Below are 15,969 nucleotides of genomic sequence, written 5' to 3' on the forward strand. Positions count from 1 at the left end.
CCAGGCGAAGGTAGGCTTTAGCTTGCCGGAGCCTGGAGGGCCTCTAAGAGGGCACCAAGCGCCTGAGCGACATCAGGAGAAAGGTGAACGCCAGCAGCAGCCGCAACAGCGACCACAAAAGCCCATGTGCGTTTATCACGGACCAGCACACCGAGAGCCTGTCGAACCTTTTTAGCCTTGTCCTCACTTACATTCACTTCAGTCATAGAAGACTCCTTGTGAAGGGTTACTGTGGATGGGTAATCATTAATTGATCACATCCCAGGGAAGGACTCGGTGGGCGTTGCTCAGGGACTCCCGAGGCATTCACCTTGGGTACTCCTGAGTACATTCCTCCTGTCTATACCTAAGCATGTCCCTGTGAGCGAGAGGGTCTCCTCTCTATATGTGCTCTCGGGGGGGATCTAAGGTGAGGAGAAATGAGGTCTCTTATAGGTGAGGAGAAACTGATTAACTCCTTAAGAGTCTCCATAAGAGGTATGCCGGAATGGGCCACAGAGCTATGAAGAGGTCGAGGGTCATAAGGGTTTTCCTGGCGGGGCTAACCACTTTAGCTCAGAAAAAATAGCCCCTCAATGAATCCCGTTAAGGACTCACCAAGGGGCAAGGTGCAGCTATCTATTATCCATCCAGTTGAGGCTCTCCCAGGAGCCTTCAGGGCCTTCTTCTTCGGAAGCCTGAATGGAGATCCCGCAGACGCTCAGTGTTCTAGTGACCACGTTCATGAGCCCTTCCATGGCGTTCTCAATGAAGTCCTCCTGGGCGACCTTCACACCCTCATCCGGGTTCACGTCCATGACTGCCGTCAGGCGGGCTACACCAATCGCCACGGAGTCCAAGCGGTCATCAGCCTTCAGGGATCCCCTGTCAGCGGTCAAACGGGTGAATTGGTGGAAGAACGAGTGGTAAGGCTGGCAGTGTTCGGACTGGGATACTGAATCAGCATCACGATCTACAGCCCGCATATTCACAACAAACCTATGGTTAGCCACGAGAGGCTCCAGGGTGTCGATGATGCGGGTTTCCTTCTGACCCTTACTCTTGACCTCCTCGATATGGCATCGGTGCTCTGCGATGATCACAGGGGTCAGGATCTTGGTGAACATGCCGTCACCGAAGTTGCCCTCCACGACTACCTCATTCACATCCCACTTCTTGGCAATCTGAGCGAGTGCTGAAAGGGTCGAGTCTGAATAGCCGTCATGTAAACCACCAACCTCCATCAGGTACACATAACCGTTGAGGTAGTAGAGGACTGCATAGCCAGTCTCGTCCTTACCACGGCCTGAGGGGTCAATCGCCAGGAGCTTGTAGGTGTACTTTCCTACCTCCTGAGAGACGCTGTGAGGACCGTAGTAGCGATCCCCTTTGAGGCCGACCAAAGCCAGGGCCTGGAGGAGAAGACTTGGTGAGGGCATCCAGGTTAGCTTCAGAGGGGCTTCTTCCTTGTTGAGCTCCATCACGATCAAGTCGCGGAGTTTCAACGGGTAGCGGTCAGCGTCTGAGAGGCTTGTGTCCAGCATGAACTGGAGCATGAACCCGGCTTTACGGTAAGAGAGCTCGCGTTCTTTTAGGTCCTCATCATCGAACCGTTTGGGGTCCGTGGGAGTACCCGCTGTGCCCTCAGGGTCAGCATCAAAGATCCTTGCGATGTACGGAGCGAGGCGCTTCCCATAACCGTCTCTATGCTTCTGATCGTAAGGGAATCGAGCGGGCCAGATGTAGGTGGTGTACCCCCGCTCCTGGAGCTCGTTGTATAGGCTCATCTCGTTCTGAGGGGTGCCAAGGTAGATGACCGACCCCTGAGGCTTCAGGATTGCGTCGAACTCCTTCACGAGCTCAAATAGCTTATCCCGCATGGCTTGGGTGAATGAGTTACCGGGAACTTCCACGTCATCCGCAATGATGATGTCCGCACGAGAACCTGTGAGCTGTCCGGTAATACCCACGGACTTCACGGAAGGGGAGTGGTCCGGTGCTGCTGGACCCACATCAAAGATGTTTTGGGTATCCCGTTGATCCTTTCCGGCCCTCAGGTGGCTCAGGAAGTCCAGCTCAGCGATGATCTTCTTGATGAACTGGGCGTTGGCGTCAGCTCGTTCCTTTGAGGCCGAGACAATCATGATCTTGAGGTTAGGGTTCCTCCAGAGCATCCAGACGACATAGGCGCAAGTGATGAAAGACTTAGCGACCCCTCGGAAGCCTTGAATGATGAACCTTCGGGAGGGCGGCGCCTGAAGGGTGTTCGACATGTCAGTTTGAATGGGGGTCGGAGGGGGAAGCCCGATAGACTTCCAAACCACCCATACGAATAGCGCGAAGTTCGTTAAGAGCTTCTTTTGTTCTGCTTGGGTCATTGCGACTCCAATAACAAAAGAGGCCCCATTGCGGGGCCCCTAGGGTTCTTCCTTGAACCGGCTTAGTGCTTATTCATACCAGCCGCTTCGTTTACCTCGGCTTCATACTCGGCTAGACCATTCAGGAGCGAGTCCACCGGATTACCGCCTTTGGGCAAGGCATCAATGCCATTGTCTTTCAGAAACTTGATGATCTGGTTGTAGAGGGGAGGCCCCCGTTTTGAGTCGTCCCTAAGGTCCGCTAGGAGCTGCGTTGCAAGCTCGCTGTGGATTTCCTGAAGGATCTCTATGAGGCGTTCGTTCATTCTTTGTCCTTAGAGGTGCCCTTTCGGGTTTTGTAGATGACCGCCCACATCTGAACGAAGGTCGCCAGGATGACGGTGACGTAAAACCATTCGTTCAGGGTGAGGCCGTAGAATAGGCGTACCGAGATGTCAACCCCGGCTACTGCTTGAGGGGTCCATTGAAGGGTCCCGTTGGTAAAATCAAGTTTAAACATAGGTATCTGCGTGAGTTTTCATCGTGGGCTGGCGAAGTGCTCCCGGTCCCCTTATGATGCTTGGCCGTAAGACCTAGGCTGTCACACAGGTCGAAGAATCACATCGAACAGTTGGTTAGTAATGAGAAACGAAACAGGGAAGTTGGATTGGGTGCAGGCGTTAAGAGGTATTGCTGCGCTACTGGTAGTCCTCTGTCACTCCCGCGAGTATCTGGTAGGCTCCCCTAACTACTCTCTAATTGAAAGTATTTTACTTCCCGGCGCCATGGGTGTTGACCTGTTCTTTATCATCAGCGGTTTTATCATGGTTTACTCGACCAGGAAGGCCACCGGAACGTTAGATGATGTTAAGAATTTCGCAATCAGCAGGTTCTCTAGGGTTTGGCCTACATACGCAGTTGTATCAGTGCTGTGGATCTTCATCGCCTATTCAGGTATCGAATATTTCAGCAACACTGAGAACCTGATTGTTCTTTTGAAAAGCCTAACATTTATTCCAGTCAAGGAAATGGCGCCGCTTTACTTTGAGCCGGTCTTCCCCCTCGGCTGGACTTTGAATTTTGAAATGTACTTTTATGCAGTGTTTGCTGCGTCGCTGCTCTTCAAGAGATTTCGACTCGTCGCCATGCTCACATGGATAGCGTTAACCGTTATTCTTATTCCGCTCCTGACTCGCACATTCTCCACCGATCCTTTTACGTACTATCGGTTTGAATTTAACTACTTGAACTTGGTAGCGAACCCAATCATCTTGGAGTTTGTGGCAGGGGCTTTAATTGGTTACTTATATCTAGAAAAGCATATCTCTATTAGCAGTAAGGTTGTTTGTGTAAATCTTCTTGCTTTCAGTGTGGCACTGGCAGTCTGGTTCAACTACTCGGGCCCAGCGTCCTCGCATGGAATAACTAATTGGGGCGGGCCATTGGCGTTCATGGTTTTGACTATAGCCATATGCAGCAAAACCGTGCATATCAAGTCACCAAAAATTCTAATGTGGCTTGGCAAAATATCTTACTCGTTGTACCTGACGCATTACCCCACTAGGGCGGTTATGGACTATTCAGTGGGTTCTCTTGGTTTCAGTCCCTACATGCACACATGGGGATACTTCGTCTTTTCTGCTGTCGTATGTGTATCGGTTGCGGCGGCCTCCCAATACCTGCTTGAGCAAAAGCTGTCTAATATGGTCAGGGATGCGCTACATAAACGCATTCCAACCGAGACAGCTATAGCCTCCTAATAGAGAGTGCCCAGCTTAGACTGCTACAGCACCCTTTTCAGTATCACTGAAATTTCGGTGGATGGAATTACAATGTTTGATGTGGTGGGGTTCGAAATAATAACGTGAACCCTGCCGTTTTCTGCCCAAGCAGTTGGTACACACCCGAACAGCGACCTAAGAGCGTACACCTCCACACGATCATTTAACTGAGCATCCGGAATCGCAATATCAAGTAACCCGATAGCCCCTGCATTGATCGTGCCGGCATAGGAACCACTTGCATGGTGCGTATGGTGCTGAATTATATCGTACATATCTAAAGGTTCGGTGATGCTGACCCCAAGTCTATTATCCCCACTACTACCAGCGGATCCCAGAATCATTGAAGGCTTAGCGTTTAGATTGTACTTGTAAATTGCTTCCCGATTACCCAAAGGGATCAGTGCCAGATTTTTCATCACTTGTCGCCCAGGATCTTTAACGGTACACACATAACCGTTAGTGGCTGGGTTTTCAATGGTCAAGCCATCCCACGTCTGAGAATAGATAGCCGCTCCCCATTCAGCCCATGTGCGGCATCCCTCAACGTTTTCATTAAGGAATAAATTTGTTTCTGACCAGTTGGTAGGGTGGGAGAAGTCATATGCAACCTGGTTATCTGCAATACTGTTGGTGTCGAATGTATTACGATTCGCGGCCCCACCAAAGTAATGAGCAATACCACAAGGCTTGATAATGTTTTGAGAGATTTTGTTGAAGAATGCTTGAACAAATTTCGTGGGTGTATGGCCGCTGTTCCAAACAAACGCAATACCGAAGTTTGCAATCTCATTTTTACTAACAGTGCATTGCATTGCATTGCGAATGGAGAAGCAAACACCTGCGCCAGTCCCTCGCCCAACCAGCGTTAACTTGATCACATTACTGTCGATGCACAAAGCAGGCGTGTAATCTGGTGGACAAATTGTTTCGAAGGCCGTCCCAGTATGCGTAACCTCAAGACGGTTTTTCCGCCCGGATCCGGTCCCCTTCAGCGTAACACCTGGGTACATTTTGACTTTCTCGCCCAGACTGTAAGGCCCGGAAATTTTGCAGGTGCCCCCACCCTCTCTGTATAGAACTTCGCCAACTTTATTTAGAAGGGGGGCTATATTCGCTCCCTCTACGCCGCCTGCCTGCTTGATGTGGAGGTTGTGTGCAAAGTCGCGCTTCCAGCGCGCGCCGTCCGAAGCCACAATCACCGAAAACCCATTATCAATGCTGTCGGTGTCCTCTTCATCGACGTAAAATTCGCCGCCCCCTTTATCCCCTTTTTTGTAATAACCAAGAACCTTTGCGCGCTGGTTGCGCGCCGATGACAGCATTCTTAGCGCTTCAATAGTGTCGACGCGCCGCGCCAATCCATATTTAAGGTACTCAAAAAGATTTCCAGCGTCGTACAAGATACCTTTAGTTGTGTTCACCATTCCGCTCACGCTTTCAAGCAAGTCGGTGAAGAATTTCGTAGACCACTTTTTGGTAACAGCGTCCTGGTCCTGGATAGGGTCGGCTAGATTTTTTATTCCCAAGCCAAGAGCATTCCATCTAGAATCAAAATCAACCCTCATGGAACCATTAGATACAACTGCGGCCTCTTCTGCGATATGCAGTAGCTGTAGCTGAAACAGCTCAAGGTCGTTCGCTCGAAGTACTGAAGCATCTTTCCAGGAAACTAGCCGTTGGCTGGGGTCGGTATGTCTTTCTAATGTTACGGCTTTACCGGCAGGAACATCTCCTTTCAAGAATCTAATGCGAGTCTTATCTAAGAAGTCATAGTCCACACCGAAAGTTTGTAGAACTCCTTCCAGTTGAACAGTTATGAATCTTTGCGAAAGGTAGTCAAAGGGGATGTCAAAGATCGAGGATGCTTCACTCTTTTTGTAAGTAATAGGCGCGTAAGCTGCCATAGAGTTCCTTGGAAGTATCTTTGGGGCCTCAGAAAGAAGCCCCGGAGGGATGTTTAAGGCTCCTCTACGCCATGAGCGATAAGCCACGAGAGTGCGGTTTGAGTCGCTGGGTCGTTAGGGAGAAGCCCTTTCAGATTGAGCAATATGAGTTTCTTCTGCCTTTCGACTTGCTCAGGGTCTAAGGAGGGGCGCATCAAGTTTCCTGCTGCCACACCTGACTGAATCATTTGAGTTCCGTATTTCACGGCAGGGAAGTTCCCAAAGGTGTCCCCTATGTCCAAACCCTTCCAGGCTTTCGCAGGTGTATCGCCCGATAGTTCTTCAGTGTCCCGAGTAGTTCGCGCAAGACCTGCATAAGGAGCACCCAGGGGAGTTCCCACGGTGTCATAGGCCATTGAAGGTGCAGCCAGATAGGAGGAGCGCTTCAGGGCTGCTACAGCCAGTGTTGCTGGATCCCACTTTCCAGTATTCGAGTCATAACCCATGGCGTTCTTGTAGAACTCCCGGCGCTTATCCTCATCACGGATCGTCTGGGCTCGAACCACTGCAAAACCTGTAGTACCTATTGCGGAGAGACCCAGTGAGAGGCTCATTTGGAGCGCCTCGTCAATGTCCCCATTGCGGATCCGGTTGACCCCCTTCAGGAACTTCTTCTCCAGGGACCTCATAGAGAAGGTCTGGAACTGGGTAAGGAAGCGGATGAAGGGATTCTTGGAATCGGCCCAGATGAAGGTATCTCCCAAGGATGGCCGCTGGATCACATCGGTCGCAGCAATATCACCCATGCGGCGAATCTCGGAGACTATCTGGCGGGCCTCCAGCGCATCTTTACCAGAGCCCTTCAGGAACCTTGCAGCGTTCAAGGAAAACTGGCCTTTAGAGCCCACCTTGGAGCTCTTCTTGACGTGCCCCAGTACCTTCTGGAACAGAGCGGGATCTACGTTCATGTGCTTTAGCTTGGCCGGGGAGAAGACCTTGGAGGCGCTCCCGTGGGCGTGTCGAACGAGAGTCGCTAGGAATTCTTCCTGGGCCGCCTTGACGATCCGGTTAGTGGTTGCCCCTAAGAGTTTCGCTGAGGGGGCCACCTGGGCCAGCCGAGAGGTCCCCGCAAAGATCGCTGCAACAGGAGATGAGGCGCTTTCTTTGGCGACTGCATAGGAAGTGTGCAGGTGCGACGGATACACCACATCATGGATCTCTTCGCCCCAGAGACGGTTCTGAAGGAGCATGAGGTCGTCAGCGGTTGCTTTACCTCTAGCTGCCCTCTGGAACATCTCACCGACCCCTGGAAGGGCTTTGAAGAAGAACCCCATGCCATAGTTAGCGAGTCCTGAGGAGATCTCGGTGTAGTTCATTGGGCCCATATAGGCCGACTTCGCTACAAATGAGAGGTTTGTCAGGGATCCTGCAAGCATGTCAGCAGCACCCCGCCCATCTTGGTTGAGGCTCATCCCATAGATCTTCTTGGCGGCAATCTTCATGGCGTTAAGATCACCGTTGAGCTGCCTCTTCAGCGCTGGGTTATCGTCCCGTGTGGCTTTGGCAATCTGCTGTTCGATCTTCGAGAGTCTCTCTGAGAACCCCCGGAAGCCAGCATCACCAAGTCCCACGGACATTGCCAGGTCACCGGCTGTACGCTTGTGGTAGCTGTGCATGATTGCCCGCACATCACCACTACGAAGGTCTCGATTGATATTGAACTTTGAGCCATCCGCCAGGGTGATCTCAGCGTCAGTCCTGAAGATCCCTCGGGAACGCATGAAGTCAGGAAGCTCAGCAGGATCCATGGTCTTGTAGAGGTGAGCCTTAATGCGGCTCATGTCCTGGTCCACATAACCCAGAGCCTGATTCTTTGCCTTCTGGAGAGCCCAGCGGCGGAAGTCAGAGGTCAGCTTCCCGTTTTCATCGAGAGCCTTCCTGGCTACTTGCTGAGCACTTGCGGCGGCTTCAGGAGTCTCCGCGTTCTTCAGGGCTTTTTTAGCGAGCTTTGCGAACTCATCCTCGTAAGCCTTGACTGCATTAGCACGGACTTGAGGATTCCCCAAGGAAGCGTAGAGAGCTCTCCCAGCGACCTCCAATAAACGGTCATCACCACCAACTCGGCCAGAGGCCCTGGAGATCTTTGCGGTGTCCATGATTACTGGGGAGTAGTTCTCGACACCTTGCCATTCCCGAGGATTCTCCACGATGTCCGTACCAGACCCATATCGTCTCGAAGGGGTCAGCACGTCACCAATGCGGCGATCATAGAAGTTACCCATCAGGTCAGCCGCTTCAGAGACCCCTTTGGGAATCCCTTCACGGTTTCCAGTTTCACGGGCCAGCGTCACGAGATAGCCAAACTGATCTTCAAGTTCAGCGTTGGAGAGGCCGGTGTGTCTTTGGGAGCGGATGTACTCTTCAGCATGACGGGAGTAGGTGGTATCTACATCGAACCACTCGTTGTCCAGGTTCCGTTTGACTTCCTCGCCGGTCATTCGACCGAGACCTGAGGTGCCATCCTTGTAACCCTTGTCATTCCTGAAGAGCCCCAGAGCGGCTGTACGGATGTCCTCGTTTTGACTGGAGCGCATCCGTTCGCCAATCGTCGAGAACCGAGCTACTGGGCTATAAGTATCTTCCTTGAGTACCTTCGAGGTAAGGGGGCCAGGCTGATAGCGTTGCTCCGGGATAATCCCTGCATCCTCAAGAGTCTTGGAGGTTTCGGCGTCTTCGACGTATCGGAAGGAATCCATAGGATTGTTCTTGCCGAATGCTGTCTTGACCCCTACGGCGACTCCATGAAGCGCTGCTCCACCGACTGCTCCAGCAAGGATCGCGGACTTGTAGTCGGCATCGACCCCTGTGGAGGTTTCCCGGAGGGATTCAGTAAGAGCTCCATATGCAGCACCTTCCGCACTAGCTCCGACTGCTCCCGCAAGGATTCGAGCTGTTCCAGGATTGAAGAGTTGACCAACTTGAGCTCCTCCAGGGATGAAGAAGGCGCCATAAGTAACTGGATCACCGAGCATCTCCCCAAGTCCACCTGACAGAGAAGTAAGGACTCCTTGACGCCCATCAGCAGCCGCTGTGGATCTATTTTCTTTTGCAATGTCGATGAGTTCATCAAGGTCCTCTCCTGAGTATGCGTGGTTGAATACGAAAGAGGCCCCGGCTTCACCGATGCCAGCATCCTTCACTTTCTGGATCTCGTCCCCGGTGGGAACCCAGTCGATGTCCCGTTCAGTAACCGGGATGGTGACTCGGCCAGAGCGGATGTCTGAGCCAATGGAAGATCGTTGTAGGCCATCCGTGAAGGCATCCCACTTGGATCTCTCGGAGTCCGTCCCGAGTTCTTCAGGAGAAGCCCCGGAGACCCGATCTACAGCACTTTCGATTGGAGCCTGGGTAGGTCCAAAGTTGATACGGCTAGGCGCTCTTGTGCCATCTGCTGCCCAGCCTGACTGCTTTCCCTCGAAGATCTGCTTGAGATACCCACGGGTTTCCGCTGGTAGCTTCACGTCTTCGATGATCCCACCAGCCTTGTCGATTCTCCGCTGGAGAGCTGTAGGGCCCATGTTGTAGGCCGCAAGGGCGAGTTCATCGGATCCTCCGAAGCGTTTCTTGAGGTCAGCCATGTAGCGAGCTTGGGCCGGGATGGACTTCTCTGGGTTGTGGAAGTCTTCTTCGGTCATCAGCCCGTAGGCTTTACCTGTGCCTTCGATGAACTGGGAGAGGCCCCGTGCTTGACCGTACTTGGTCATCGGGCCGATTGCTTTAGGGTTCCAGCGGGACTCAACGTAGCCTTGACGCTCAAGGAGGTCAGGACTCACGCCGGATTCTTCCCCTGAGGCCGCATAGAGAGAGCGGTAGGGGGATTCTGTAGGGTTAGCCATCCTGGCCTCCTGTGGTTATTGGTCTTCACTCCCAATGCGATCAGGAGTCATGTTGTTAAAGCCCGCCTCGATAGACTGGGATACTTCCTTGCGGCGAGAGCGTTTCCCCAAGGCATCTTGCACACCCTTGTCGGTTCCCTCGGAGTTCTTGATGAGCGCCTCTTGTTGACGCCTCTCAGCGAGGGCTTGAGCTCCTTGTTGAAGCGAGTCAGAGCGGATCTCCAGGCTGATACGGCCCGGTGAGCGGAAGCCCACGGTTCCGGCTGCTTGGTTGTAATCCGGGATGACATCTTCCTCACGAACCCCCTGGGATCTGGCGTACTCGGTGAGGGACTCCGCAAGGATGTCCATACCTACGTTCACTTGATCCTGAGATTGAATGGAGGAGAAGAACGAGGAGGGGATGGGAAAACCGTTCAGACCTACGTGGGACTGCGCGAAGGCGCTGTCTGCCTTCTTGTAGGCTTCTTCTTCGGGGATCCCCAGGGAAAGTAGGCCGTTGACCATCGTCTTCATATAGGTCTGGGCGTATTCGCTACCAGCCAAGTTCTTGAGACCGTCTACCTTGCCCACCTTTTTGGGAGCGATTGCCTCATCCATGAGAGTCCGCTTGATCTTATTGGTCTGAGTGAGCTTTTCCTTGTCACTCATTTTCTGCCAGCGGGCTTGGCTGATAACCATGTCCTTGTAGCCCATACCCATCCCTGCGAGCACATCCAGGGTATCTAGCTTGGCAAGTGCCTGGGTGTCCCCGCCGATGATCTTACGGAACGCCAAAGGGTCAGCAGTCTTCAGGAGATTCACCGAGGCCAGGGCTGCTGGTTCCTTGATGTCTTCTGGACGCATGAGTCCCTGGGAGATCCGTGAAGCGTCCACCGCCATGCTCGCTGAGGTGTCCTTCCAGTAGTCCTGGATGGTGTTCGCTATGTAGCCGTTAGGCATGTAGTCAGCGATCTTCAGGAGCTTTGCTGGTTGTTCCTGGTAACGCTCAAGGAGACCCCTTTCCATCAGGAGAGCGTCATCCTTTGAGTATTTCCCCAGATCAGGATCCTTAGGCATGGTGTCGTAACGCTGTGCATCACGATTGCCCGCAAGGAATCTCCCAGCTTCCTGGGTGAGAACAGCCACACGGGCACTCTGAAGGGCTGCTTTAGCATTTTCCTTCTGGAGCCTTGCGGCCTCTGTTGCCAGGGAGTGTTTCTTGGAGGTGATCTCTTGTTGGAGCTGCTGGGTTCTCTTCGAGGCTACCCCACCGGAGCGCCCTAGCTCCTCGTGGTACATCTGATAGAGCCCCGTGAGGCCGTTAGGATCATCCTGACGATCCTGTACCTGGACTTGCCAGTCGAGGTCCGAAGAGGCATCCATTTTTACTTGGGTGTTTAGTGCCTTCTGGCGGAAGCCTTCCAGCTCATCACCGTCATAGAACTCACGGACACTCTGGTCCGTTCCTGGGACCTTGGCATCCAGAAGGAGGTCAATTGCTGCCAGCCCTCCAGACTGAGTGGAGACCTGGGAGAGCGTCTTACCGACATCCTTCAGAGCATCAGGGAGATCCCGGTAGACACCTGTTTGGTATCCCGTGGTCCAGGACTCAGTGGCAACCTGGGCCGCTTCTTCAGGGCTTCTCTTGATGGCCTCCGAGAGGAGGGCGCTACGAGTGGATGTGTGGAGAATCTCAGCCTGGGCCCGGTTGCGTTTATCAGTGACTTGCGTCTGGAGCCCCATAAGGGATACCTGGGCATCATCTGAATTACGGAACATCCCGTTGGTGAGCGCTTCATCCTCTTCGTTGAAACCCAGCTCCTTTGTGATGTCAGCCCGCATGGACTTCATCTTCTCGAAGTAGTCCTGGACAGCTAAGTCCGAACCGCTGCGAACAACCTTTCCCTGTGCATCAAGCTCGTCCTTGTAGGTTCCCCCACGGATGTTCTCCGCGACTTGACTCTGGACTGCTGCTGAAGCGTGGAATCCGTGGAGGTATCGCAAGCGCGCCATGGCGATTGGATCATCTTGGAACGGTAGGGAGCCTTCCTGAGCTGCCTTACGGAACTCGTCAGGGGAGACGGACTTCATCCAGGTCTCAGCCTTGGCCTCCGACTCCAGACCTTTGCGCTTTTCACCGTGGGCATACTGAGCCCCTGCCTGAACCGCTGCTGCTTTCAGTCCTGAGAATGCGGCATTGAGGCCACCATCCGAGCTTGGACCAGCTTGCACATTTAGACGAGGCCCGGTGATTGGCGTAAGGGGTTTCTCCTGGGGAGCGAACTGTCTCCAGGTGTTGTAAGCGGTATTTAAAGGTGAACCAGCCATAGTTATTTCCCTGAAACGTTGCCAGCTTGACCGGTGTTCGCGCCAGTCTGACCACCTCCACCTTTAGCGCCTCCACCCATGCTGCCCATAGAGCTACCCGCTTGCTGCCCTAAGGAAAGAAGCTGAGTCCACATGGATGGCTGAGAGTTAACGACTTGGCGGCGGATCTCGGTGAGCTGCTTCTGGGCGCCGATATGATTTGTTTGCTTGATGAGAAGAGACTGAGCCACTGTCCGGCTGAAGTTCTCCTTGATGCTGTCCTCAGTCCTCAGGTCGGAACCTTTGGCGATCCTCATCACGCGCTCCATCGAGTTCCCTTCCATGCCTGTTTCCGAAGCTGAAGCCCTCAGGGCGGCAATGTTCATAATGGAATTCGTCTGAGCGTTGTTGAGGTCTGCTGATGCTTGTTCGGAGGCTGCTTGAACCTCCAGGTCGGTTGTCTGGCCTGCGTAGTTGTAGGTCTGAACCACGGCTGAGACTTGGGCTTTGTAGTCATCCTCCAGTCTCTTACGGTTCTCCTTGTCAACCTTACCACCCACGAAGAGTCCAATTACGGCGCCAATAACAGCACCCCAAGGACCCCCTACTGAGCCGCCAGTCTGAGCACCCGCCATTGCGCCACTTAATGCGCCTGACATAGAGCTACCTCTGGTTGAATGTAAAAAGGGCCCCACAGGAAAATCCTGTAGAGCCCTAGTGGTTAAACGCCTTGGTTCCGTCTGCTGTAAAGGGCTTCCCAGCCCGCCCCCGTAAGGGCCAGCGGTGATACTTCATCTGAAGACACCGTGATCTCTACCTTTTCCGGTTGTGACTGAATCGGGTAGGTTTTCTTTCCGGTCTCCAGGGGAAGTACCCCTAGGCGATTCTTGTTACTGCCCAAGATCCTTGCGGTATGGACATAAACAAAGGGCTTCCTGTTGCCAACCTGCACGGTGATCGTGAAGGGTCCTGATTCCTTGTAGTTCAGCCATCCATAGCGAAGCTGAAGCCTCCCCACGTCTTCTGAGGAGAGTCCTTGCTGGTCCGTCTTTTTCAGGAGGAATTGCGAGAATTGATAGCGGAAAGCGTATGCCTTGCCGATAATCAGAGTTTCCCCTCGAACATCCCGAGGTATCTCTAGGATCCCTCCCGGAACCCCGTCAAAGGTCCATACACGCCCATCCTGGGCAACTGCATGGTACTTATGAGTAGGGTCAGGAGCTCCGCCGTACAGAGCTGACAGGCTGATCGTAGTGATCCCCGTGTACTCGTCAAAGGCGGCTTCTGCTGGAACCACGTACCGAACCTTACGATCCATGTAGAGACGATAGGGCTCCTCTTGGAAGTCCAAGGTGTTCTGGGTAAACGAGAGCTTCTCCAGGTACGTCCCTGAAGTGTTCGAAAGGATCAGATAAAGGTCTGACCCCACAAACTCAGCAGCCAGTACACGATCCCCTTTGAAGGTCCAGTGAGACCACGACTGTTGAACAAGCTGGTCCTGTTGGAACAAGAACTTGTAGACAAAGAGGGTATCTTCCCGACCACTTGAGGGAACCACTAGAAGGTTCTCAGCGTTCGAGGAAGACATCTTGAATATCCCGTTGGGGATAAAGCTGGGTACGTGAGCCGTAATGTCTTCAGCATCCTTCACGTCCGATACATCCTGTACGGCGTAGAAGCGATTCATGCTGGAGTAGAGGGCCCGCTCACTGGCAAAGAAGACTGACCGGCCCACACCCACAGGGCGTACTGAGGCTATACAGTCGTATTCTGTCGTCAGGTCAATCTTTGCTGTTTTGACAGAAAGGACGCCCTCAGCTCGCAAGGTGAACTGGACCTCACTGGAGAACAGGAGGAGTTCTTCCTTGAAAGGTACTGCGTTGTACAGTATCGAGACCCTTGGGCCACTTGCGGAGACATCAATAGGGTCTGTGTCTGCCAGGACTACCACCGAAGGCGGGAAGAACTTGAAGAACTCACCACCTACGGACATCACCGTGTTTTCCCCTGAGGTGAATCCAATACGGTTCCTAAAGAAGAACACGTCATTGATCACTGCATCCACAAAGGAAGGGAACGGGTTGGTATCGTCATCACCAGCTAGGCGCTGGCCCCAGTCGTTACTTCTAAAGGTAAACGAGCCGTTTGCCTCTCGGATCATTACGTGGGGCATGGTGTTCTTATCGAACCCTTTAAGAGATCCAGGTTCAGCACACTCACGCCAAAGACGCTGGGTCTCACTATATTGAAGGTAGTAATCGTCTGCGTCGGAGTCTGGATCACCAGCCACTTTCACAACGTAGCCGTCCAGGCACTGAGGAGGAAGCTGGTTGAAACGTTGAGCGTTCTGCATAAACCCCATGATGGACTGACCGTTAAAACCATCCTCAATAGCTATTTTCGAGATGGTGTAACCAGGTTTTGGGGTTAGGTAGAGCCCTCCGTTCTCAGTGGCAGTGGGGACCAAATAAGTTGGAGCTCTGGAGGTGATTCCAGCAATGACCGTGGCTGTTCCATTCAGCGCCTGATCCAGAAATTGATCCCGGATGTAATTGGCAGCAACTTTAGGCGAGTCCTTGGCGTCCGTACCATCAGGAGTCGTAAAGGTCAGTACCTGAGTTGTGCCGTTGGAGAACGTGATAGTGATCTTGTAGCTCTTCCCGTACTGACCCGTTTTGACCCACAGGAACGCTTCATTGGGCCGTGTAGGCCAACGTTCTGTAGCAGCCTTAACGGTGATCTTCCGGTTTACCACGAAGGTATAGTCAGCCACAGTTACCAGACGGAGATCCTCGCGGGGATTTGTAGTGGCTAGATAGGAGAGCCCTTCAGGGGCACTTACTACTATCTCATTGCCAGCTAGATCCCACACTCGTACCGTCTTGTTGTCGGTCATCACCATGTAGCGCTCGATGGCGTCTCGATGGACCAGATGGAACGCTGGGTTCCCAGGGATAGCACCCATGATTCTCTTGAGGTGTACCGTAGGTGGTCTCTTCTGGAGACCTTCGACCTCACTACTAAACCCGTTCTCCTGGATCTCCCCTTGGTCAGGGAAGCGGAGGTTGTTGGGCTGCTGTGAGATGCCCCCTTTGAGGGACTTGATGGACTGCGATATGAGCGGCATAGAGAATCCTTACCGAGCCATCGCGGTTTGCATGAAGGGGTCTGAGTCGATCTGGTTGTATGCACCAAAGTCCAACTCGTACTCCATGAGCGTTTGGTACGCCTCCTGGAGCTCTTCACGAGCCTCACGGTCCAGCTCAGCAGCACCTACAGAGCGCGCCTGAAATATCTTGGTAGCTTTGGTGGTGACGTACTTACGGACCACTTCAGGGAGATCCACGAAGTCAATCAAGCGAACGATGTCCACTGACACTGACGATTTGAAAAGGTTGGTTTGGTTGGAGAGGTCGTACAGATAACCTTCACGACGAACCATTGAAGCCCCTTCAAGTCTCAGCCACTCATCCCGAAAGGTGATCTTCTGGGTTGTGGCGTCAGGGCTCAGGGATGCTGATTCGATATTCCATGACCAGCCCTTAGACTGGAGTTCACGGGAGACACCCTGGAGGATTCGCTGAGCGTTCAACGAATCGATGTCCGCTTCGTCCTCCAGGGAGTTGATAGGAGCCTGACCGATGATCCCGATGATTTCGTTAATTGCATCGAGTTCGGTGGCTGGGGTAATAACCATTTGTGGAATCCTCATGGGAACAGGCTGGAGCGCTGAGAGGAAGGGAGCTCAAGTGGTTGCTGTGTCCCGGTAAGGGCCAGCAAC

The 15,969-nt window shown here is 53.0% G+C and carries 11 protein-coding genes; 1 reads left to right on the forward strand and 10 read right to left on the reverse strand.

Annotation, left to right across the window (positions count from 1 at the left end; genetic code table 11):
• Positions 1–17: 17 nt before the first annotated feature.
• The 4 genes from FW800_RS25425 to FW800_RS25440 form a co-directional block, all read right to left on the reverse strand.
• A complete protein-coding gene (locus FW800_RS25425; RefSeq protein WP_446438704.1) occupies positions 18–206 on the reverse strand; it encodes a hypothetical protein in 189 nt (62 codons plus the stop codon).
• A gap of 408 nt (positions 207–614) precedes the next feature.
• Entirely contained in the window at positions 615–2,357 is a 1,743-nt protein-coding gene (gene terL, locus FW800_RS25430) for a phage terminase large subunit (protein ID WP_446438705.1), read from the reverse strand.
• A 62-nt stretch (positions 2,358–2,419) separates the two neighbouring features.
• Complete coding sequence (locus FW800_RS25435) at positions 2,420–2,662, reverse strand: hypothetical protein (RefSeq protein ID WP_446438706.1); 243 nt, start codon at positions 2,660–2,662, stop codon at positions 2,420–2,422.
• Complete coding sequence (locus tag FW800_RS25440; protein WP_446438707.1) at positions 2,659–2,856, reverse strand: hypothetical protein; 198 nt, start codon at positions 2,854–2,856, stop codon at positions 2,659–2,661. The genes FW800_RS25435 and FW800_RS25440 overlap by 4 nt, the downstream gene beginning before the upstream one ends.
• Positions 2,857–2,977: 121 nt before the next feature.
• Here FW800_RS25440 and FW800_RS25445 point away from each other — a divergent pair, with 121 nt between their 5' ends.
• Complete coding sequence (locus tag FW800_RS25445) at positions 2,978–4,096, forward strand: acyltransferase family protein (protein WP_446438708.1); 1,119 nt, start codon at positions 2,978–2,980, stop codon at positions 4,094–4,096.
• A gap of 23 nt (positions 4,097–4,119) precedes the next feature.
• Here FW800_RS25445 and FW800_RS25450 read toward each other — a convergent pair whose 3' ends face one another.
• The 6 genes from FW800_RS25450 to FW800_RS25475 form a co-directional block, all read right to left on the reverse strand.
• Positions 4,120–6,024 carry a phage tail fiber domain-containing protein gene (locus FW800_RS25450; protein WP_446438709.1) on the reverse strand — a complete coding sequence of 635 codons (1,905 nt, stop codon included), beginning with the start codon at positions 6,022–6,024 and terminating at the stop codon, positions 4,120–4,122.
• Between the two features lie 53 nt (positions 6,025–6,077).
• The gene (locus FW800_RS25455) at positions 6,078–9,899 is read right to left on the reverse strand and encodes a transglycosylase SLT domain-containing protein (protein WP_446438710.1); all 3,822 of its coding nucleotides are present in this window, start codon (positions 9,897–9,899) and stop codon (positions 6,078–6,080) included.
• Between the two features lie 15 nt (positions 9,900–9,914).
• The gene (locus FW800_RS25460; protein ID WP_446438711.1) at positions 9,915–11,972 is read right to left on the reverse strand and encodes a hypothetical protein; all 2,058 of its coding nucleotides are present in this window, start codon (positions 11,970–11,972) and stop codon (positions 9,915–9,917) included.
• 239 nt (positions 11,973–12,211) lie between these two features.
• Entirely contained in the window at positions 12,212–12,847 is a 636-nt protein-coding gene (locus FW800_RS25465) for a virion core protein, T7 gp14 family (RefSeq protein WP_446438712.1), read from the reverse strand.
• A 62-nt stretch (positions 12,848–12,909) separates the two neighbouring features.
• Complete coding sequence (locus FW800_RS25470; protein ID WP_446438713.1) at positions 12,910–15,315, reverse strand: phage nozzle protein; 2,406 nt, start codon at positions 15,313–15,315, stop codon at positions 12,910–12,912.
• Positions 15,316–15,324: 9 nt separating this feature from the next.
• Positions 15,325–15,885: a hypothetical protein gene (locus FW800_RS25475; RefSeq protein WP_446438714.1), complete on the reverse strand. Its 561-nt coding sequence runs from the start codon at positions 15,883–15,885 to the stop codon at positions 15,325–15,327.
• Positions 15,886–15,969 lie beyond the last annotated feature (84 nt).

This window comes from Pseudomonas sp. 910_23 (assembly GCF_052850795.1).

What these genes read in the sequence shown, in the direction of transcription:
- FW800_RS25465 (WP_446438712.1), bottom strand. Translation starts at nt 12,847, where the DNA reads ATGTCAGGCGCATTAAGTGGCGCAATGGCGGGTGCTCAGACTGGCGGC.
- FW800_RS25475 (WP_446438714.1), bottom strand. Translation starts at nt 15,885, where the DNA reads ATGGTTATTACCCCAGCCACCGAACTCGATGCAATTAACGAAATCATC.
- FW800_RS25425 (WP_446438704.1), bottom strand. Translation starts at nt 206, where the DNA reads ATGACTGAAGTGAATGTAAGTGAGGACAAGGCTAAAAAGGTTCGACAG.
- terL (WP_446438705.1), bottom strand. Translation starts at nt 2,357, where the DNA reads ATGACCCAAGCAGAACAAAAGAAGCTCTTAACGAACTTCGCGCTATTC.
- FW800_RS25450 (WP_446438709.1), bottom strand. Translation starts at nt 6,024, where the DNA reads ATGGCAGCTTACGCGCCTATTACTTACAAAAAGAGTGAAGCATCCTCG.
- FW800_RS25445 (WP_446438708.1), top strand. Translation starts at nt 2,978, where the DNA reads ATGAGAAACGAAACAGGGAAGTTGGATTGGGTGCAGGCGTTAAGAGGT.
- FW800_RS25460 (WP_446438711.1), bottom strand. Translation starts at nt 11,972, where the DNA reads ATGAAGTCCGTCTCCCCTGACGAGTTCCGTAAGGCAGCTCAGGAAGGC.
- FW800_RS25435 (WP_446438706.1), bottom strand. Translation starts at nt 2,662, where the DNA reads ATGAACGAACGCCTCATAGAGATCCTTCAGGAAATCCACAGCGAGCTT.
- FW800_RS25440 (WP_446438707.1), bottom strand. Translation starts at nt 2,856, where the DNA reads ATGTTTAAACTTGATTTTACCAACGGGACCCTTCAATGGACCCCTCAA.
- FW800_RS25455 (WP_446438710.1), bottom strand. Translation starts at nt 9,899, where the DNA reads ATGGCTAACCCTACAGAATCCCCCTACCGCTCTCTCTATGCGGCCTCA.
- FW800_RS25470 (WP_446438713.1), bottom strand. Translation starts at nt 15,315, where the DNA reads ATGCCGCTCATATCGCAGTCCATCAAGTCCCTCAAAGGGGGCATCTCA.